The organism is Methanoregula sp. (assembly GCF_049510175.1).
GTDB lineage: Archaea > Halobacteriota > Methanomicrobia > Methanomicrobiales > Methanospirillaceae > Methanoregula.
The window spans coordinates 413119-432978 of record NZ_JBEKZF010000001.1 but is presented as its reverse complement, the minus strand read 5'-3'; the positions used below and the strand labels follow the sequence as shown (position 1 = coordinate 432978).

Genomic DNA, 19860 nt, shown 5'->3' with positions numbered 1-19860 from the left:
GTGTGCGGTATTGTGGGATACATTGGCCGGAGGGAGGCTGCACCATTAATTGTGGAAGGGTTGAAAAAACTTGAATACCGGGGTTATGACTCTTTTGGCGTCGCAACGACGGGAAAAGGAATTACCCTTATAAAACACCAAGGCAGGATATCGGAAAATGCCGGTTCAGCATCCGACCTGAAAGGAAAAATCGGTGTTGGGCACACACGGTGGGCAACACACGGTATTCCGAGTGATGCCAATGCTCACCCCCATACAGACTGTTCTGGAAAGATTGCATTGGTCCACAACGGGATCATCGAGAATTATGCAGGGCTGAGGCGTGAGCTCCTAGCGCGTGGGCATACCTTCCATTCAGAAACTGATACTGAGGTTATTGTCCACCTCATTGAAGAGGAATATGCGAAGGAAAAAGATCTTTTTGTGGCAGTGCAGGCTGTTATTCCCAGTCTCAAGGGATCCTTCGCATTACTGGTGATCGCAGAAGAGGAAGAGAGGATTATTGCGGCCCGGAATGCAAGCCCGCTGGTGATCGGTATCGGGGATGGGGAGAACTTTGCCGCATCCGATATGACACCTATTCTCGAACATACGGAACGGGCAGTTTTTCTCGAAGACGGGGATATAGCATCCCTGACACGCGGAACGGTAGAAATCTTCAGTAATGGCAAGAAGGTTACACGTCCTGTTGAACTAATCAACTGGTCTGTTGAAGATGTAAAAAAGGGAGGATTTGCGCATTATATGCTCAAAGAGATCTATGAACAACCTCAGGCATTCTATAATACCGTTCGTGCCGTGAACCCTGACATCCTGCCAAAGTTTGCCAGCCGGCCCGACTCCATCACGATTGTTGCCTGTGGATCATCATATCATGCAGGGCTTATTTTCAAGTACCTGCTTGAGGAATCCTGCGGGATTCCCGCACGCTTGGAATTTGCATCCGAATTCAGGTATTATCCTCCTCCAATCAACGGGCTTGTCATGGGGATCACCCAGTCCGGGGAAACGGCAGATACCCTCACAGCACTCAGGCTGGCAAAAGCACACAACTGCAGGACACTTGCAGTGACCAATGTACTGGGTAGTACCGTGACAAGAATCGCTGACGCAACCCTTTTTATGCGTGCCGGCCCGGAGATCAGTGTAGCGGCAACAAAATCCTTTATTGCCCAGCTGGCCGTTCTCATGCAGATTATCAACAACCTGCGTTGCGGGAAGGATGATGAAATTCTTTTGCACGCCCATAAGGCGATTGAAGAAGTACTCCTGATGGATCTCAACGAGAGCGTAGATCTCTGTAAGAACGCCCAAAGTATTTTTTTTGTTGGCCGCGGGCCGTTCTATGCGGTTTCCCTTGAAGGTGCCTTGAAAATGAAGGAAATTTCCTATATTCACGCAGAAGGGTATGCCGCCGGGGAACTCAAGCATGGGCCCTTTGCCCTTCTTTCCCAGAATACTCCGGTAATTGCACTTTGTATGCCTGGAGTTACGTATGACGTGATGATCTCAAATATCAAAGAGATGAAAGCACGAGGGGCTCCCGTGATTGCAGTTGGGTGTGAAGGGGATACAGAACTGTCAGATATTGTCGATCAGTTTATCCCACTTCCCCGGGCCGGTCTTTTCGTCCAGGTTCTGACAACGCTAGTCGTACTCCAGCTCCTCGCATATCATACGGCAGAGATGCTGGGAAGGGATATCGACAAACCGAGAAATCTTGCAAAGAGTGTGACGGTTGAATGATTGAATACGGGTTGAATTATATTGGTCCGGATGCACGGATTTTCGAGCCGGTTACCATAGGTTTTCCCTCACGGGAAAATCTTTCAAAAACGGGTTTTCCCGGTACGACGATTGGAAAAAATGCAATCATCCGTTCCGGGACTGTAGTGTACTGCGATGTCATTATCGGGGATGGCTTCCAGACAGGACATAATGTTATGATCCGCGAAAAAACCAGGATTGGTGACCGGGTCGCCATTGGGACTGGAACAATAATCGAGGGGCATTCAACCATCGGAAATGATGTAAGCCTGCAGAGTATGGTATATATCCCGACAGATACCCGGATAGGAAACCGCGTATTCATCGGTCCAAATGCCGTACTGACGAATGATCGGTACCCTCCACACAGAATCGGAGGCCTTCGAGGACCTGTTATCAGCGATGGCGCAGCGATTGGTGCGAACACGACCCTGCTTCCGGGGGTCTGCATAGGAGAAGGTTCACTGGTTGCCGCAGGGGCCGTCGTAACTCGTGATGTTCCCGATCATATGCTTGCAATTGGGACGCCCGCGAGAATAAAGAATCTTCCCCGCGAACTGAACACGAACGAGCAATAAGCATTGTGAATTCTGTTTCGATCCGATCAAAATAAAAATTCTTGACCTATGAAGATCCTTCTTGTCTCCACCCAGGATTACATCCATCATCCGGTCCCATCCCGGCACCACTACATATTTGAGGACCTGGCACAACGGCATGAAGTGCATGTGGCCCACTTTCATGTCAGCAGGGAGATATCCCGCCCTACCAGACTGATCGTCGAAGAGGCAACGCAATTCCCGCTAAAAAGTCCCCTGCTGCATTACACACTTAACACCCCGTATCACTTCTATATTTTTAATAAAATTATCCGGGAGGGAAATTTTGATGTCATCGTTGCCGCTAATGTACTTGCCGGAACCGCCGTTATCCGGGCGGCAAAAAAATACAACGTGCCGGTCGTATTCGATCTCAAGGACTGGTTCCCGGATTCTGCTGCCGCCTATTTTAAGAATCGCATTCTTCAGGAAATGGTTCGTGTGAGCGTCTGGGCCATAACCAGACACAACCTGTCTAATAGTGATAAAATCACAACCGTCTCACCGTCTCTCGTAGAGAGACTCTCCGGTTTTGGCTTCGCTGCGGATCTCATCACTAATGGTGTTGACACGGATCTTTTTAAGCCAATAAACGGGGGTGCAACGAGGAAAAAACTCGGTATCGATTCTGATGATTTTGTTATCGGATTTTCGGGGAGTATTGAACGATGGTATGCTATCGATGAGATGATCCGGGCGCTTCCTGCCCTGATCAAATACCATCCAGAAACAAAACTGCTGATCGTCGGGGGATCTCTCTTCACCGATTACCAGCAGGAACTCATGACACTCACAGATGATCTCGGTGTATCAGAATATGTCATATTCACCGGAACAAAACCCTATCATGAACTGCCGAGGTATATTGCCTGCATGGATGCCTGTACAATTCCACTATCGCCACCTCATTGGGGAAATATCGCACTTCCGAATAAATTCTTTGAATATTCAGCTTGCGGAAAGCCGATTGTCATGCGTCCCATGCCGGATGTAGAAAAAACAGGGGGACCGCACCTAAGGGTCTACTGTACCCAAGACGAGTATATCGGACATATAAAAAAACTGATGCAAAACCCTGTTACATACTCTGTGGATCTCGAAAACAACAGTTGGAAGGAGAAATCCAGGCAATTCGAGGCGATTCTTCAAAGCATTATCTAATGCATTCATCCAAATTTATTAATGGTCTCAACAGAAACAAATTACGATAGAAAGATAGGATGATTTCATGATATCTCTAGATCTGAAAAGCCGCCGGACCTGGTTAGTCGTCGGTCTTGTTACACTATTTTCGCTCTTTGCGCTCTGGCTCCGCCTCCTGCCCATGTTCACTATGGGGCATACCGATATATTGTCAATGGTTGCGAGCGATGATCCACTCTATAACCTTCGCCAGGTCGAATTTTTACTGTCGAATCATCTCACTTACCAGTGGTTCGACCCCATGACCCTTTATCCGACGGGGTCGGACATGTACTGGGGCCCTCTTTTCCCGACAATTATCGCGATCTGCTGCCTGATAACAGGGGCGACAACACGCCCTGAAATTATAAGTGTTGGGCTTCTCGTTCCACCCCTCATGGCAACGATCGTGACTGCATTAATGTATTTTGTAGGAAAACTCTGTGGCAATTGGAAGACAGGTCTTCTTGCATCAGGCTTCACAGCGGCAGTCACAGGACAATATTTTTACCGATCCATGTACGGGTATATGGACCACCATATCGCAGAAGTTCTTTTTTCCACGATATTCTGCCTCTTCTATATGTACGCCGTCCTTTCCGAGAAGGACACCGCCATCAATCTGAAAAATTTCAGCACGTATAAAACAGCATTCCTGATTTCTGTGCTCGCGGGATTCGCGTATCTTCTTGGATTCTTTGTGATGCCGACAATGATACTATTTGCATTAATTGCTGGGGTATTCACTCTCGTCCAGTTTGTTATTGATACGTATCGTAACCGAACAAGTGAATATCTCCTGATCATCAACAGTGTAATATTCCTTATTGCCATACTCGGGCTTCTGGCATTTGGATTCAAGAGTGCTATACCGGAACTCTCAACATATTCCATAGCACATGTCTATGCCGGTCTTGCGATGATTGGAGGGACAGTTTTTCTGTATATCCTCCAGCGTTATGTAAAAGAGAAGCCGAAATTTTATTACCCGGTTGCAATCATCGGTTCTGCGTTACTTATTTTCCTCGTCCTGTATGTATACAGTCCAAATCTGTTTAACCTGCTCGTTGTCGATTCATTCGCCTTTTTTGGACAGGCTCCTATCACTAATACAGTCCAAGAAGCACGCGGTTGGGCCACGGATCTTGCCTGGCAGACATTCAACTACGGTCTCCTTCTCATGGCCGGTGGCATGCTTGTCATGGTTTACAATAATGTTCGGGATGAGCGCCCGGAGCAGGTTTTCACAATACTATGGTCAATAATTATTTTATTTTCAACGTGGCAACATATCCGGTATGAGTATTATCTTGCGATCAACGTCGTGTTACTCTCAGCAGTATTTGTCAGCTTCTTCCTTGAGCGCTGCTGGCCCGGTATCCAGCAACTGATAACCCCTGATACTTCTCGGGCAATTTCAGAAAGCTCTTCAAAACCATATTTCAAAGACACTCCGCCAAAGGGTAAAAAACAGAAAAAAATCCAGAAAGGCCCCTCTCACACTGACGTATCGGTATATCTTCTGATAACTGCCACAATTGTAATCGTCGGGCTGAGTATTCTTTTTGTGTACACCTCGGTTAATTACAGTTATACGAATGCTTCAAATAATCCAACACTGATGAATCCCGATTGGAAGGAGTCGATGGAGTGGATGCAGAACAATACTCCGGAAACGGGTGTTGATTATTACACATTATATAACAAAGACACCTTCCATTATCCGAACGGATCGTACGGTGTGATGTCCTGGTGGGATTATGGTCACCTCATCACAACGATCGGGAAACGTATTCCCAACGCGAATCCGTTCCAGCAGGGGGTTGCCGGAAATGACGGAGCTGCAGCGTATTTTGTGTCCACATCAGAGGATACTGCGAACGCGATTCTCGACAAACGCGGAACCCGTTACGTTGTCACAGATGTGGAAATGGATCAGGGAAAATTCTGGGCAATGGCAACATGGTACAACGCGACAGATGCAGCAGGACCCTACTATGATACCCTGCTCCTGCCCGGGCAGGATAACTCGCTCACCTCGGCAGTCCTGAACAAACAGCCGTACTACCTGACGATGATATCCCGGCTCCACAACTTTGACGGTTCGATGACCGATTCGAACAGCGTATATTATATCGTATATGCAGATCCCAAGATTTACGGTACGACCTTGCCGGTCATCACTGACGGAGAGTCAATGAATACCTCTGCTGCAATACAGAAAGTAGCCCAGTACAATCTTAATGCCGCACCAGGTTACCATGCTGCCGTGTATAGTCCGAGCATTGTTTCACCACTAGACACAGTGCCAGCACTCCAGCACTACCGGCTTGTCCACGAGTCCCCGACCAATGTATTCAATTCAAAAACGATTGATTTGAAATATGTCAAGATCTTCGAATACGTCAAAGGTGCCCAAATTAAGGGAGACGGCATCATCGAGATACCGGTTGTCAGCAATACCGGACGAAATTTCACGTACCGTCAGGCAAGTGTCAATGGGGAATTCATCGTGCCCTATTCCACAACCGGTAATCCATACGATGTGAAAACAACCGGAAAATACAAGATTGCCGGTACTGGCCGCGAATATGATGTTCCGGAATCCGCGGTCATTCAGGGTCTGACCATCCAATAACCCCATCTCTTTTCCTTAAAAACCAAGTTTTTGTATTTTATCATGACTTTGCATCATGGATATGGTTTTTCCTGGTTTTTTCAGACAAATTTTGGAAAAACCTTATATCATCGGACACTCATCATTCACAACTATGTTAGCGGAAGAGATTGCCTTGGGTATGCGGGTACGATACCCGCGGACCGGAACGACCGGTAAAATCCTCCGTATTGAACAGGTCAGAGGTGACACCTTTGCTGAACTGGATACAACAAATCTTCTGTACCGTGTTGACTCCCTGATCCCGACAACGGGGACGGTGAAAACCACAACCACCATGATTGAGGATGCAAAGGAAGTCATTGCCCGTGAGCGGAAATTTGCTGCAGGAAGCGAACTGCAGGAAGCATTAAAGAATATTGATCAGAGCTGTGAGGGAGGAGGTTAAGCCTCCCTTCATGTTCCGGCAATTTTTACTTGTATCTCATATTTCCGGTTCCCACGTCAATTACCGTACCAAAAACCCAGCTCGCAGAGTCCATTCCTTTTATCCAGAATACCGCCAGACGCTTACCGTAACCAGATCATTTTTTTGACATTTAAGTACGCGGAATCATCCAACGAATGGAATAAACAGCAAACATATCGCTGGGGTTCATCCTGACTGGTTATGTATAAGTATGATCGTTAGATATAGAATAAGGAGGTTCGATTTCATTTGCATGATGTGACAGTTCCCAGTGTCAATATCGGAGTTGTGGGTCATGTCGATCACGGCAAGACCACCCTCGTCAACGCGCTCACCGGGACATGGACCGACCGGCACAGCGAGGAGGTGAAGCGGGGTATCTCAATCCGGCTCGGTTATGCTGATGCAACATTTTACCGATGCGAAAAGTGTGAAGGTACTGACGCTTTTTCGACAAGCCCCGAATGTCCGGTCTGCGGAGGGAAGGGGATACCGTTCCGTTCCGTATCGTTTGTCGATGCACCCGGGCATGAAACCCTTATGGCGACAATGCTCTCGGGTTCGGCACTGATGGACGGGGCAATGCTGGTGATCGCTGCAAGCGAGAAGTGCCCGCAACCGCAGACCAAAGAGCATCTGATGGCGCTGGAACTCGTCGGCATCAAAAAAATTGTTATTGTCCAGAGCAAGATCGATGTGATCAGCCAGAAAGAGGCGATGGACAACTACCTTGAGATCAAGGCATTCGTCAAGGGGACGATCGCTGAAAATGCTCCCATCATCCCGGTATCTTCGCAGAAAGGGATCAACATGGGTGCGCTTGTGCAGGCATTGGACCAGATAATTCCTGAACCTGAACGGGATCCCAATGCCGAACCGGTAATGCTGATTGCCCGCTCATTCGACGTGAATAAGCCCGGCTGTAACTGGAAGGATGTGAAAGGCGGTGTCGTCGGGGGGTCTCTTATCCGGGGCATCCTCCGCGAAGATGAAAAGATCGAGATCCGTCCAGGCAGGCAGACCCAGGTTGAGAACAGGATCAAATGGATCCCCATAACCACGACCGTCACATCAATCAATGCCGGTTCCAAAACGGTAAGTGAGGCAACACCTGGTGGACTTCTGGGTGTAGGAACAAAACTTGATCCTGCGCTGACAAAGAGCGATGCACTCGCCGGCCAGGTACTGGGTCACGAAGGAAAACTTCCTCCTGTCTGGGACAAGATCCGGTGCAGGGTTACCCTGATGGAACGGGTTGTGGGAGCCACAAGCGAACTCATTATCGAACCACTGAAGCATTCCGAACCATTGATGCTTTCTGTAGGTACTGCAGTCACCGTGGGGGTTGTCACGAACACCAAGAAAGACAGTGTCGAAATACAACTGAAACGACCCGTATGTGCAGAAATCGGCTCAAGGATTGCCATCAGCCGACAGGTGGGAGCACGCTGGCGCTTGATCGGGATGGGTGTTCTGGGAGAGTAAAGGTTCTCCTGGACGCCAACGCACTGATGATGCCCGCACAGTTCCAGGTTGATCTCTTTGATGAGCTCCGGAACATTCTTGGGGGTTTCGAACCCATCGTACTCTCATCAGTAATGCGCGAGCTTGAGGGCCTCGCCCGGGCGAAAGGGCGCCACGGATCCGCAGCCCGCTTGGGTCTTGCACTTGGTGAGAAGTGCACAATCGCAGAGAGCGGGGATATCCCTTCAGGATCTGTCGACGCTCAGTTAATCGAATATGCGGTGCAGAAAGGCTGCATGGTAGTAACGAATGACCGCCGTGTAAGGGACGAATTGTTCGCACGCGGTATCGGGGTAATATCCATGAGAAAACAGAAAAAACTGGAACTATTGCGGAGATAAGGAGAACTATGTATCATAAACTGATGCTTGAGGACAAGGTGCGGGTGCCCCCCCAGCGGCTGGGCGAGAAACTCGAAAAAGTGATCCTCGATGTCCTTCAGGAGCAGCTTGAAGGGAGCATTGATAAGGAGATAGGGATTTTTATCTGCGTCACGAAAGTGCAGGACGTTGGTGAAGGAGAGATCGTCCCTGGCGATGGCGGAGTATATTACGATGTAAAGTTCGAGGCTCTGGTGCTGAGGCTCACCCTTCAGGAAGTAATCGAAGGGGTTGTCGTCGAGACGACAAGTTTCGGCGCGTTCATCAGCCTCGGACCGATCGATGCAATGCTGCACGTGAGCCAGATATCGGATGAGTACATCAACTACGATGAGAAGAATGCCCGCCTCATCTGCCAGGAATCCAAACGCTTTATCGGTGTGGGCGACGTAGTCCGGGTCCGTGTAGTGACGTTATCCTTGAACGAGCGCGAGCCCCGCGACAGCAAGATCGGGCTCACCATGCGGCAGGCCGGTCTTGGTACGGCTCTCTGGCTCGAAGAGGAAATAGTTAAGGAGAAGGAGAGAGCTGGGCAGTCAGCAGGTGCCGCAAAGGAGCGGGCTCCCGAGAAGACAAAGGGCAAGAGGAAGGAGCATGCCTCCGGCGAATAAGAAGAAACAGGGTAAAGTCTGCCGTGACTGCCACCGGGTTGTTGACGGCGAAAGCTGCGTAATCTGTGGCACATCAAACTTGAGTGAAGACTGGTCCGGGTACCTGGTTATCATCGATCCCGAAAATTCCGAAGTGGCAAAACGGATGAACATCAAACTCCCGGGCCGCTACGCGCTGAAGGTCCGCTGATGCTCACCCTCCCGGAAGAGCACCGGCAGCTCTTCAAGAAACCCTTTGGCGAGTTGCATCAGAATATTGGGGAGATCCTCCCTCTCATCTGCCATCGTACCGTGTATTCGGTTGGTGATGTTGTCACACATAATCTCCAGAAAAAGGGCATCACGCCAGCTGTTGCCGTAGTTGACGGGTATACCATGCGATCGCCCTGCAGTAAAATGCCTGTTCTAACTGGCAAATGTATCAAAGTGAAAAATCCAGCCGGTTCATTGACAGAAGACCTGATAAATGCCATCAATGATGCCGTTGCCCATTCACCGGTCACGATTATGGTGGAGGGGGAAGAAGATCTTGCCGTGATCCCGATGGTGATCGCCGCACCTCTTGGGGCCATCGTCCTCTACGGGCAGCCCCATGAGGGGGTTGTCCTTCGCGAGGTCACTCCTGAAGCACAGGCAACAGCACGGCAGTTCCTGGAGCGATTCGCCAGATCCCGAGGATAATACCCGCCCGGTTATTCATTTAACCGGTACGCAGATTCTTTTTCAGGATACCGGACGAGGGTCATGTTTTAAATAAACCGGTTCCCAATAATTACAGGATATCGATGGACTTTGAGATCACCAGCGATAAAAGAAATGAACTTTTATCCAGAAGAGAGGTTCAGTTTACCCTCAAATATGACGGAGCAACCCCCTCCCGCATGCAGATCATCGGCAAACTCTGCGCCCTGCTCAACGTGAAAGAGCACCAGGTTACCCTTGACACCCTGCACAGCAGCTTTGGCAAGACAGAACTTACCGGTTCGGCACGCGTTTACGACAGTGAAGAGGGCAGGAACAAAACCGAACGCCCGTACCTGTCAGCGCGCGGAATGCCCAAGCCCAAGGAAGAGGGAGCGGCGTAACAATGGCAGCGAAGAAGGCGGCAGCCTCGAAGGGAACCAAAAGGGGTGCATACTTCAAGGTCGAGGGAGCAAAGGTTACCACCGCAAAGAAATACTGTCCGCGCTGCGGACCCGGTGTCATGATGGCGGACCATAAAGACCGGACCACCTGCGGCAAGTGCGGATATACTGAATTCAGAAAATAAGATCCAATGCCTGTTTTTGGGCAGATACTGGGGATTGAGGGCACGGCCTGGAACCTCAGTGCCGCTCTTTTTGATCGAGATCTGGTTTCTCTTGCTTCACGACCCTACAGCCCTGCACAGGGGGGTATACACCCGCGTGAGGCCGCACAGCATCATGCGTCGGCGATGAAGGAACTCATCAGTTATGTCCTCAAAGAACCGGAAAAGGTAGAGGGGATCGCATTCTCTCAGGGCCCGGGCCTTGGCCCCTGCCTTCGGACTGTTGCCACCGCAGCCCGCTCGCTTGCGCTTGCTCTTGATGTCCCTCTCGTGGGGGTAAACCACTGTGTCGCCCACGTGGAGATCGGGTGTTTTGCCACAGGGTGCAAAGACCCCATCGTGCTCTATGCCAGCGGGGCAAATACGCAGGTGATCGGGTACCTGAACGGGAGGTACAGGATTTTTGGCGAGACACTGGATGTCGGGATCGGCAACGCACTTGACAAGTTTGCCCGGGCAAAGAATTTCCCGCATTCGGGCGGCCCGCATATCGAAGCACAGGCAAAAAAGGGCCGGTATATCGAACTGCCCTACACCGTAAAGGGGATGGACCTCGCGTTCTCCGGGCTCGTCTCCGCAGCAAAGGAGCACAAGGCACCGCTACCCGATGTCTGTTATAGCCTGCAGGAGACCGCCTTTGCGATGTGCGTGGAAGTGACCGAGAGGGCGATGTCCCTTGCCGACAAGAACGAGGTGCTCCTTGTCGGGGGAGTCGGGGCAAACCGCCGGTTGCAGGAGATGCTGCGTATTATGTGCAAGGATCGCGGGGCGGAATTTTTCGTCCCCGAACAGAAATATCTCGGAGATAACGGGGCGATGATCGCATACACGGGAAAACTCATGCTCGAAAGCGGGGTGACTCTTCCCATCGAATCTTCCCGTATCAACCCTTCGTTCCGTTCCGATGAGGTAGAGGTTACATGGAGACATGAACTCCCGGAAACCACAGCACGGACTTACCCGGCTGGTGAATCGAGAAGACGCGGAGCTGAAGCGATTGTCGCGTTCCACGACGGGGTTGCAGAGAAGCGCCGGGTCTCCAAACGGTACCGCGTACCAGCCCTTGACAAGCGCCTGATTACAGAAAGGACCCGGGCCGAGGCACGGCTCGTCCACGCCGCACGTAAAGGAGGCGTTCCCACGCCGGTCATGAGCGATATTACGGACGACACCATCGTTATGGAGCAAGTACAGGGTACGCTTCTCACACTCGATCTTTCGGATAACAATGTCCGGGAGGCGGGGCGTATGGTCGGCCTGCTCCATTCAGCAGGCATCATGCATGGGGACCTCACCACCAGCAACCTGATCGTGCGCGGGAGTGACAGGAAATGCGTTCTGATCGATTTCGGGCTTGCACAGGTAACCTCGGAGATCGAGCAGCGGGGGGTGGATATCCACGTCCTGTTCCAGACCCTTGAAAGCACGGCTCCCGATCGTTCGGAAGATCTGAAGGCAGCATTTGCTGAAGGGTATGGGGAGACATTCCCAGGTGCCGGTGAGGTTATCGCCCGCGAACACGAAATCAGACAGCGGGGGCGATATCTCTGAAGATCACGATGGTAACCGGCAATGCCAACAAGGCGGCGGAAGTTGCGGCGTTTTTCCAGGGTTCTGTCGAAATAACCCACGTCTCACTCGACCTTCCCGAATACCGGTCCGATGACGTGGGCGAGATCGCCCGCGGCAAGGCTCAGTATGCCTATTCGCAGCTGAAAACACCCCTCATAGTGGATGATACCGGTTTCTTTATCGATGCCCTGAATGGGTTCCCTGGCCCGTATGCCGCATATGTCTTACATTCCATCGGAAATACGGGCATCCTGAAGCTGATGGAGGGTATACCGGATCGCACTGCCCGGTTCACAACGGCCATCGCGTTTGCAGACGAGCGCAGAGTCCACGTTTTCAAAGGTACGATTGATGGCCACGTAACCTATACCCCGCGAGGAATGGGCGGGTTCGGCTATGATCCCATCTTCGATGTTGGAGGCAGGACGCTCGCCGAGATCTCCCTTGGAGAGAAGAGCCGGATCTCCCACCGCGCCCGGGCCCTCACCGCATTTCATGACTGGTTCGTGCATGAATACCGGGGGCGGGTCACTGACGCAAATGGTTAATATGTCTTACAGCTTTGTTATATGGACAGACAGGAGTGTTCAATAATGGCAAAGTTTCCAGAAGCCGAAGCCCGGCTACTCAACGTGAAAATATGCATGCACTGTAACGCACGCAACGCAATCCGCGCAACCAGCTGCCGCAAATGCGGCTACCAGAACCTGCGCCCCAAGAACAAGGAACGCAAAGCGTAATCCATTTCCAATATTCCAGTTCCCTTTTTTCCGGTCGCTCCGGTTTTGCCATTATAATTCCTGCGGTACTCTCATAGTCCGCATACTCACAGAATCCGCCCGGTCTGATGTTCCGGGTTGTCCGGCATTATCCGGAACATTGGATTTCTGTACCAGACCCTGTGCAAGAAAAACCGGCTGGTTGCGGGACGTTCTGAAGAACATACCCTGCCTGTACGTGCACCCAAATATCCCGTATAGGTCCCCAGGCTTGGAGAAAGTCGATCACACCGAATAGTACGTGACCCGTTTTCCTTTCTTTGCATATTCCCCGGCAAAGGTCTCGATATTGCGCTTGTACCCGATACGGTCGACAAAACCCAGCTCCCGGAGATTCTCGCGCACGCGCATCACATCCGCTTCATCGGCCCAATCTTTCGTGTACACGTAGATCACTTTCCGGTTGTCGCGAGAATCGGGATTGGGCTTCGCCGTGCTCACCTTTGCCGAGATGCCCAGCTCAAGAGAGACGGTTGCATCCCGGACGTTCTTCCATGCCGCATCCACCGCGTTAGGTTCCTGGAAGATCAGCCACTTCCCCGCGTTCTCATCCTCTATCGCCTCGGGCGCACTGCCAGGTGCGTCCAGCACGATCCAGTACATCTGCGTGGTCTTCGAAGGGATCACACCCTCCCCCTCGCAGAGCATCCGGTAGACCGTATCGATATCAGAGAACCGGACCAGCATCGCATCGGCAAGCTGCGGGTATTCTTCCCTGAACTTCTCAAAGATCGCGGTCAGGTCCGTTTTGAAGTCAGTACCGCTTTCCACCAAGACATACAAGTACTTCCCCTCCACCTGCAACCCCCGGTTCAGCAGGTGCTCGAAGATACCGTATGCCACATCCGCCAGCGCTTCGGGATCGACTTCCGCCATTGGTACCAAAAATGATGTTGGCAAAAAAATAGTTTCTGTATTGATCCTGAGATCTGCGCCATCCATAAGACAGCATAATGAAGTGCAATGATCTCATGTCCGGGCTGCTGCTGGAGACCCCGTCATTGTAATTGTCGATTGTTTTAAGAGCGCATGGCAGAAATATGTAAAAACTATGGAATGGAAACGTGACTGGGGCCTCACGGCGAGGGTCTGGCTGACAGGCCTACTGTTATTATTGCTCTACCTCGTGTTCATGACTGTGCTCTATGCATTTGGCGTGGGGACATGGGTCATTGTCCTGCTGGCAGTCGGGATGGGCCTGATCCAGTACTTCTTTTCCGACAAGATGGTGCTCTGGAGTACCGGGGCAAAGATCATCGAGGAGGATGAACATCCCGAACTCCACCGGATAATCGAGAAGCTCTGCCAGGAGGCTGATCTCCCGAAACCGAAAATTGCAATCATGCAGAGCCCGGTGCCAAATGCCTTTGCCACCGGCAGAAACCCGAAGCATGCCGTCGTTGCATGCACCGATTCGATCTTGCGCCTGCTGAATAAGGACGAATTGGAAGCCGTACTCGCCCACGAGCTCTCGCATGTCAAGAACCGGGACATCCTGACCATGACGCTGGCAAGCTTCATCGCCATGATCGCATCGATGATCATGCAGAGCTTCTTCTTCTCCGCGCTCTTCGGGGGCAACAATCGGGAGAACGGAGGGGGATGGATCGTCATCTGGATCGTCTCGATCATCGTCTACGCGCTCAGCACACTCCTTATTCTCGCCCTTTCACGGTTCCGCGAGTTTGCCGCAGACCGAGGCAGCGCCCTCATTACCCGGAACCCGCAGGCACTCATCTCTGCACTGAACAAGATCAGTGGCAGGATCGATGCGGTTCCCGCGGAGGCAAAGGCAAAAGTCGAAGGTGCAAATGCGTTCTTCATCATACCGGCACTCTCCGGCAACACCCTCATGGAACTGTTCTCCACCCACCCGCCCCTTGAAAAACGGATTGCCAACCTCGAGAAAATTGAGATGGAACTCCGGGGCTATTAATCTTCAAAACTCTTTTTCTTCCTGTCTCTCAATGGACTGATACATCCGGCAGGCTTATCCTTGCGGTGTTTTTACAACGATACCAGCAATCCGGGGCATTTTCAGATGAATGGCTCTGCCGGCAGGATGGTGCAGGGAAAACCACAAACCACGCAGTGACAATTATTAATACCACTCCCCGCTAAAATTGTAGAGCACAGTGCATCGATGGTCTAGAGGCATGACTTAGGCCTTCCAAGCCTATAGCCCGGGTTCGATTCCCGGTCGATGCATACGGGCTCGTGGTCTAGTTGGCTATGACGTCGCCTTCACACGGCGAAGATCTCGTGTTCGAATCACGACGGGCCCATTTTTGTTTTTGTGAGATAACTTAAGTCGCGTTGAACCTGCCTGACTCGTAATCCGGCAGCGACGCCCCGACCATCAGTGAAGATCCACCGGGCTCGGGTTCTGGTGCGGAAAGATCTGCTTTTTTCTGGAACAGGTGTGTGCAGGACCACAGAAAGGAAACCAGACCTTGGCAGTACCGTTTCTTGTGCAGTTCCATTGGAAATGAAGGGGTATCTATATCTTTCACTTTTTCCTCAATAGTTTGCCTGTTTATTGCACAGCACCATGGGGATAATATGGGAAAGGGCATAGGATACCGGTGCAGCATCTTGATCGGTCATAGAAACTGAGAGAGAAAGGGATGTCGCGAATGTATTCAACACAGAGATTCTGCTCTGGCGGGGATCGAGTCCGCGAGTCCATTTCCTGAAATTTTTTATTCTCATAGAGAGACACAGGTGCATCTGGTGCAAAAAGACAACTCCGGAATCCTCTTTCTTGGCAGGATAATTCAATCTTTAGTTGAAGCCGGTACACGCTCACAACCGTGTAGCTTGGGAGGATATGAGCCGCTAAAATAAGAACGAGAAACGATCCCGTGGGATCAAAAACATTGAGCAGTCCCGCCGGCCTGATTACTCCGGACGGCAGACGGACTGCATGCAAAAGGAAAAAGTGAGATTATGCGTTCTTCATCTTGGCTTTTGCGACGAATCCGTCTTTGCCAATGTAGTACATGAAGCCCTTTTCCTTGGCAATCTTCTCAGTACCGACTTTCTTCTTCCTGCCGGTCTTGTTGTGCTTCATCGGGGCTGCCCAGACATACCCGTCCTTGCCAATGAAGTAAAGGTATCCCTTTTCGCGCTGAATCTTTTCTTTTCCAATTTTGGTTCCCATTTAAACACCTCAAAACCGCAATCGGGTTTTGATAATGAGAGTTGACGCCTGATAATATAAAAAGTTTCCGTCGAAAGCCCGTCGAAGTCAGGATTTTAGCCACTTATTTAAGGCTTTTTTGGTCATTGTGACGCTTTATTCCCTCCGTTTAAAAACGCCATTAAAATCCCCCGTTTCGGCTCATTCCTGCTAAATAATAGCTGAATACGTGTTGGCGCGGCCGGAAGCACCGGAAGTGCAAGCGCAGCACGGGGGGGTATTTTTTGGGGAGTCTCCCGGGGGTGCGGCAGGATCCTCCAACATTCATGACCGGCTGGATCCCGGAAGGTACGGTAAGGGTGAGTCCATCATCCATCCATTCCCCGCATATGATCATGCCCGTTCCCTGCGGTCAACAAGCCGTTTCGGGCGCCCTTTCAGTGTATGAAGCTCCAGTCCTTCTGGCCCGGTAAAATTGAGGGGGATCTTCAGGTTGCCATCATGATACTGGTCGGAAAGGCCCGGCTTGTGCTTCAGGAAACGTCCGATAAGATGATCCTCCACAAGCTTCCGGTCGCACTGGTCCGGATCCAAGCATTCCACGCTGATGCGCAGAACCACTTCGCCCGGTCCTTCCCCATCGTAGATGAATGCCTCGTATTCTCCCGTGAGATAATCCATGTTTTCCGGCTGAAAGATCGCGGCCTCGATATCGACCCGGTTCAGGGAATTACCAAAAATCCATGCGGTTTCTGCCTCACGCTGGGGATTATGGATCCGCATATGTGTCCTCCCGCAGCTGCACCGTTCACGGGACAGGACAACGGTTGTGTCCTCGGTATCGTAATTGAGGAGGAGCATCCCGCTTCTTCCGCCAACCGGGAGCAGTGTGGTAAGGACCGCCCTGCCACAGTCGCCATCTCGGACGAATCCCTGCAACCGTGGATCATAGACATCCAGATGTACGAGATCTTCAGGTACATGTAATCCGGCAAGTTCTGTGCACTCACCGCACATAGTACCTTCAGTACTACCATAGGTGTTGTACACGGGACAGCCCCACTGCTCTGCAAGATACTTCCGGGATTCGTCTGCAAAACTCTCCCCTCCTGCCACAAGTTTGTCGATTGCGATATCCTCCGGTTTCACTCCTTCTGCCTTCAGCCTCCGGCCAAGGCGGATCAGCTTGAAGACACTGCCGACAATCGCTGTGGGCCGGTAGATTCTCATGATCCGTGAATCAAAAGAGCACTTACCGACGGGAATAATCCCCATTCCGATTCTTTGGGCAGCAATCGTCATCGTGTTTGCTCCAACGTTCATGCCATAGGATGCGCAGACCACGATGCGGTCTTTTGCAGAAAATCCCTGCGAGACAAAACTGCGGGCATACTTCTCTGCGTACCGCTTCCAGTCATCCCATGTCAGGAAGAAACCCTTGGGGGTGCCGCTCGTACCGCTCGTCTCCTGTATCGAGAAGATGGAACTCCAGTCCGTGGACAGGAACTCAAATTCCGGCGTTTGCGGGGGCTGGTGCTCCCGTATCGTTTTACCGGCGATGAGGGGGAGGGAGAGCAGGTCTTCGTGGACGCGGATCTCCGTGGGTTCAATCCTGTTCTCCCGGAACCAGCGGCGGTAAAACGGTGAATGTTCAGCCGCGTACTGCACCGTGTAGTGCACCCGTTCATCAATAAGCGCATCGAGATCGCCACGCTCCATCGTTTCGATTTCAGGAGAAAAATAAAATCCCGCGGGCATGAGAGAGAATTATGGGGTGCAGGATTTATAAATTACGAAGTGAGCAGGCAGACTCATGCAGGTTTTTTCGCTTCGGCCTCCAGCCGGACCATACGAATAAGGATCATCCCGTCAGCACCAACCGGATATGTCACGAGATATTCATCAATGAATGCGTTGATGAACCCCGATCGTTCACCATCCGGTAATCTTGCCATCCATGGAAGCCACGTAGTGCGGAGCCAGGCAGCAAAATCCTCGCGGTATGAGTAGGTCATATCCTTGGGGATGAGATCGACCCGGACCGGTTCGAACCCTGCATCTGTCAACCATTGCCGGTACTCAGCAGTGCCAAAAAAACCATAGGCAAATGAGAAACCTTCAAAGAACTGACTCCAGCGTGGGTTCCCTAGTAGGACCTTAAGCACTTCGAATACCTGATCTGCATTTCCTTTTCCGCCCATCTGGATCAACAATCTTCCACCCGGGCGCAGGTTCTGTGCAATTCCTGCAAGTACCGGCTTATGATCGGTAATCCAATGAAGTGCGGCATTCGAAAATACTACATCAAACTCTTCCTCAAAAGAGAGTGCCCGTGCATCCATCTTCAAAAATGAGAGATTCTGGTATTCAGTCTGTGGAAAATGATCGCCGGCAAATTGGATCATTTCCGGTGAGCTGCCCACGCCCGTTACGTTCCCTTCCGGAAGGTGGTGGGCGATCTCTGCCGTCACCTTTCCATCCCCGCATCCAATATCGAGCACCCGTTCGTTTCCGGAGAGACCGAGTTTTGCAATCATTTCCTGCGCCCATGGGTGTTGGACAGGTGAACTCTTGTGATAGTCAGCTGCATTCCAGGTAAACGACGGTAATGGATCAGATGGCGCCATACATGCATCCTCAGAAATTGTGAGGGCTATACCTATTAATGAGAGGAGTGTGAGTTGTGCCGTTCAGGTGCCCTAAATTTATCGTCAACCAGCACCCAGAGGTACAGGCATTTTCATGTACTTCCACCTCATCCTCACTGACGACTGCAACCTCTGTTGCAGCTACTGCCGGGCCAAGGCCTTTCTCGACCTTGAAGAGAACGAGGGGGAGGTTGCAGTTGAGATTGATGAGAGTATTCCATTAACCATTGAATACGATCTTGAATCCCTGTACGCATTTCTCAGAAAAGATCCCTCGCCTACCCTCACATTCTATGGGGGAGAACCGCTCCTGCGGGAGGATCTTATCGAGCGTATCATGCGCGACGCCCCGGTACGGCGGTTTATGATGCAGACCAACGGCCTGCTGCTGGATCGGCTGCCAAATGAAATATGCAACCGGTTCATTACTCTCCTCGTCTCCCTTGATGGCCGCAGAGAACTCACCGATGCGAACAGGGGTGAAGGAGTATATGACCGGGTTATGGAGAATGTCCGGCATATCCGTGCGAATGGATACAAGGAAGAACTCATTGCACGGATGACGGTCACGGAAAACACGGATATCGTGGATGCCGTCCACTGGCTCGCGGAGATTCCCAATGACCCGTTCACGTCCATTCACTGGCAGCTGGACGCGAATTTTTCACATGATTTCTCCCGCCGGCAGTTTGCGGACTGGGCTTCAGTCAGTTATAATCCTGGCATCCGCACGCTCGTCAGGGACTGGGTGAACCATATGGCATCGGAAGGAGAGATCCTCCGGTGGTACCCGTTTCTCGACCCGATGGATGACCTGCTCCATGGCCGTACAAGCAGGCTCAGGTGCGGGTCGGGGCATGCCAATTACAGCATCATGACCGATGGCCATATCGCACCCTGCCCGGTCATGATCGGGATGAAACAGTACTATGTCGGGCATATCCGGGACGCGGATCCCTGTCGGCTCAACCGAATCGATGTGGGCGGGGAGTGTCGGGAGTGCCGGATCCACAGTTTCTGTGGCGGGAGATGCCTGTATTCCAATATCATTCACCCGTGGGGGGAGGCTGAGCGCCGGCTTGTCTGCGGGACCGTCGAGAACCTCCACGCGGCTCTCACGGATGCCCTTCCCCGCGTGCGGGCTCTTATCTCAAGCGGCACAATAACAGCAGATGATTTCACTCACGAGAAATTCAACGGGTGCGAGATCATACCTTAATTCAGGTATATCCTGAGTTGTATAAAAAGGGACTATCATAAT

General features: G+C 51.4%; 21 protein-coding genes and 2 tRNA genes. 19 read left to right on the top strand and 4 right to left on the bottom strand.

All coding sequences use genetic code 11. From position 1 onward, the window contains the following. From glmS to ABSG49_RS02170, 15 genes are all read left to right on the top strand, one after another. Entirely contained in the window at positions 1–1746 is a 1746-nt protein-coding gene (glmS, locus tag ABSG49_RS02240) for a glutamine--fructose-6-phosphate transaminase (isomerizing) (protein ID WP_424024467.1), read from the top strand. Then, complete coding sequence (locus ABSG49_RS02235) at positions 1743–2345, top strand: acyltransferase (RefSeq protein ID WP_424024466.1); 603 nt, start codon at positions 1743–1745, stop codon at positions 2343–2345. The genes glmS and ABSG49_RS02235 overlap by 4 nt, the downstream gene beginning before the upstream one ends. Before the next feature lie 48 nt (positions 2346–2393). Then, positions 2394–3527 carry a glycosyltransferase gene (locus ABSG49_RS02230; RefSeq protein WP_424024465.1) on the top strand — a complete coding sequence of 378 codons (1134 nt, stop codon included), beginning with the start codon at positions 2394–2396 and terminating at the stop codon, positions 3525–3527. Between the two features lie 67 nt (positions 3528–3594). Beyond that, a complete protein-coding gene (locus tag ABSG49_RS02225; protein WP_424024464.1) occupies positions 3595–6186 on the top strand; it encodes an oligosaccharyl transferase, archaeosortase A system-associated in 2592 nt (863 codons plus the stop codon). 133 nt (positions 6187–6319) lie between these two features. Continuing rightward, on the top strand, positions 6320–6613 hold the full coding sequence (locus tag ABSG49_RS02220) for a DUF2098 domain-containing protein (protein WP_424024463.1): 294 nt from the start codon (positions 6320–6322) through the stop codon (positions 6611–6613). 270 nt (positions 6614–6883) lie between these two features. After that, positions 6884–8119 (top strand): translation initiation factor IF-2 subunit gamma, encoded by a 1236-nt coding sequence (locus ABSG49_RS02215; protein ID WP_424024462.1) that lies wholly within the window; start codon positions 6884–6886, stop codon positions 8117–8119. Beyond that, positions 8032–8499, top strand: a complete 468-nt coding sequence (locus ABSG49_RS02210) for a type II toxin-antitoxin system VapC family toxin (RefSeq protein WP_424024461.1) — start codon at positions 8032–8034, stop codon at positions 8497–8499. Before ABSG49_RS02215 ends, ABSG49_RS02210 begins: the two co-directional genes overlap by 88 nt. 8 nt (positions 8500–8507) lie before the next feature. Further along, the gene (locus ABSG49_RS02205) at positions 8508–9149 is read left to right on the top strand and encodes a DNA-directed RNA polymerase (protein ID WP_424024460.1); all 642 of its coding nucleotides are present in this window, start codon (positions 8508–8510) and stop codon (positions 9147–9149) included. Beyond that, the gene (gene spt4, locus ABSG49_RS02200) at positions 9133–9339 is read left to right on the top strand and encodes a transcription elongation factor subunit Spt4 (protein ID WP_424024459.1); all 207 of its coding nucleotides are present in this window, start codon (positions 9133–9135) and stop codon (positions 9337–9339) included. Before ABSG49_RS02205 ends, spt4 begins: the two co-directional genes overlap by 17 nt. Further along, the gene (locus ABSG49_RS02195; RefSeq protein ID WP_424024458.1) at positions 9339–9830 is read left to right on the top strand and encodes a GTP-dependent dephospho-CoA kinase family protein; all 492 of its coding nucleotides are present in this window, start codon (positions 9339–9341) and stop codon (positions 9828–9830) included. Before spt4 ends, ABSG49_RS02195 begins: the two co-directional genes overlap by 1 nt. A 104-nt stretch (positions 9831–9934) precedes the next feature. Beyond that, a complete protein-coding gene (locus tag ABSG49_RS02190; protein WP_424024457.1) occupies positions 9935–10234 on the top strand; it encodes a 30S ribosomal protein S24e in 300 nt (99 codons plus the stop codon). Between the two features lie 2 nt (positions 10235–10236). After that, positions 10237–10419, top strand: coding sequence for a 30S ribosomal protein S27ae (locus tag ABSG49_RS02185; RefSeq protein WP_424024456.1), 183 nt, complete (start codon positions 10237–10239; stop codon positions 10417–10419). A gap of 6 nt (positions 10420–10425) precedes the next feature. Continuing rightward, positions 10426–12009, top strand: coding sequence for a bifunctional N(6)-L-threonylcarbamoyladenine synthase/serine/threonine protein kinase (locus ABSG49_RS02180; RefSeq protein ID WP_424024455.1), 1584 nt, complete (start codon positions 10426–10428; stop codon positions 12007–12009). 8 nt (positions 12010–12017) lie between these two features. Then, positions 12018–12578, top strand: a complete 561-nt coding sequence (gene rdgB / locus ABSG49_RS02175; protein ID WP_424024454.1) for an RdgB/HAM1 family non-canonical purine NTP pyrophosphatase — start codon at positions 12018–12020, stop codon at positions 12576–12578. A 45-nt stretch (positions 12579–12623) separates the two neighbouring features. Next, a complete protein-coding gene (locus ABSG49_RS02170; RefSeq protein WP_292544608.1) occupies positions 12624–12770 on the top strand; it encodes a 50S ribosomal protein L40e in 147 nt (48 codons plus the stop codon). A 264-nt stretch (positions 12771–13034) separates the two neighbouring features. On the opposite strand, the gene ABSG49_RS02165 is transcribed toward ABSG49_RS02170, so the two are convergent. Then, on the bottom strand, positions 13035–13685 hold the full coding sequence (locus tag ABSG49_RS02165) for a putative phosphothreonine lyase domain-containing protein (protein WP_424024453.1): 651 nt from the start codon (positions 13683–13685) through the stop codon (positions 13035–13037). 175 nt (positions 13686–13860) lie between these two features. On the opposite strand from ABSG49_RS02165, the gene htpX reads away from it, so the two are divergent. The 3 genes from htpX (at position 13861) to ABSG49_RS02150 (ending at position 15094) form a co-directional block, all read left to right on the top strand. Continuing rightward, complete coding sequence (gene htpX / locus ABSG49_RS02160; protein ID WP_424024452.1) at positions 13861–14745, top strand: zinc metalloprotease HtpX; 885 nt, start codon at positions 13861–13863, stop codon at positions 14743–14745. A 201-nt stretch (positions 14746–14946) separates the two neighbouring features. Next, positions 14947–15017, top strand: a tRNA-Gly gene (locus ABSG49_RS02155). Between the two features lie 3 nt (positions 15018–15020). Beyond that, positions 15021–15094: transfer RNA gene (locus ABSG49_RS02150), tRNA-Val, on the top strand. A 662-nt stretch (positions 15095–15756) separates the two neighbouring features. Here the strand turns inward: ABSG49_RS02150 and ABSG49_RS02145 are convergent. The 3 genes from ABSG49_RS02145 to ABSG49_RS02135 form a co-directional block, all read right to left on the bottom strand. After that, on the bottom strand, positions 15757–15972 hold the full coding sequence (locus ABSG49_RS02145; protein WP_424024451.1) for a hypothetical protein: 216 nt from the start codon (positions 15970–15972) through the stop codon (positions 15757–15759). A gap of 372 nt (positions 15973–16344) precedes the next feature. After that, entirely contained in the window at positions 16345–17709 is a 1365-nt protein-coding gene (gene ftsA, locus ABSG49_RS02140) for a coenzyme F390 synthetase (RefSeq protein WP_424024450.1), read from the bottom strand. A 53-nt stretch (positions 17710–17762) separates the two neighbouring features. Then, positions 17763–18578 carry a class I SAM-dependent methyltransferase gene (locus ABSG49_RS02135; protein ID WP_424024449.1) on the bottom strand — a complete coding sequence of 272 codons (816 nt, stop codon included), beginning with the start codon at positions 18576–18578 and terminating at the stop codon, positions 17763–17765. 115 nt (positions 18579–18693) lie between these two features. Here ABSG49_RS02135 and ABSG49_RS02130 point away from each other — a divergent pair, with 115 nt between their 5' ends. Beyond that, entirely contained in the window at positions 18694–19818 is a 1125-nt protein-coding gene (locus ABSG49_RS02130) for a TIGR04084 family radical SAM/SPASM domain-containing protein (protein WP_424024448.1), read from the top strand. Positions 19819–19860: the final 42 nt, after the last annotated feature.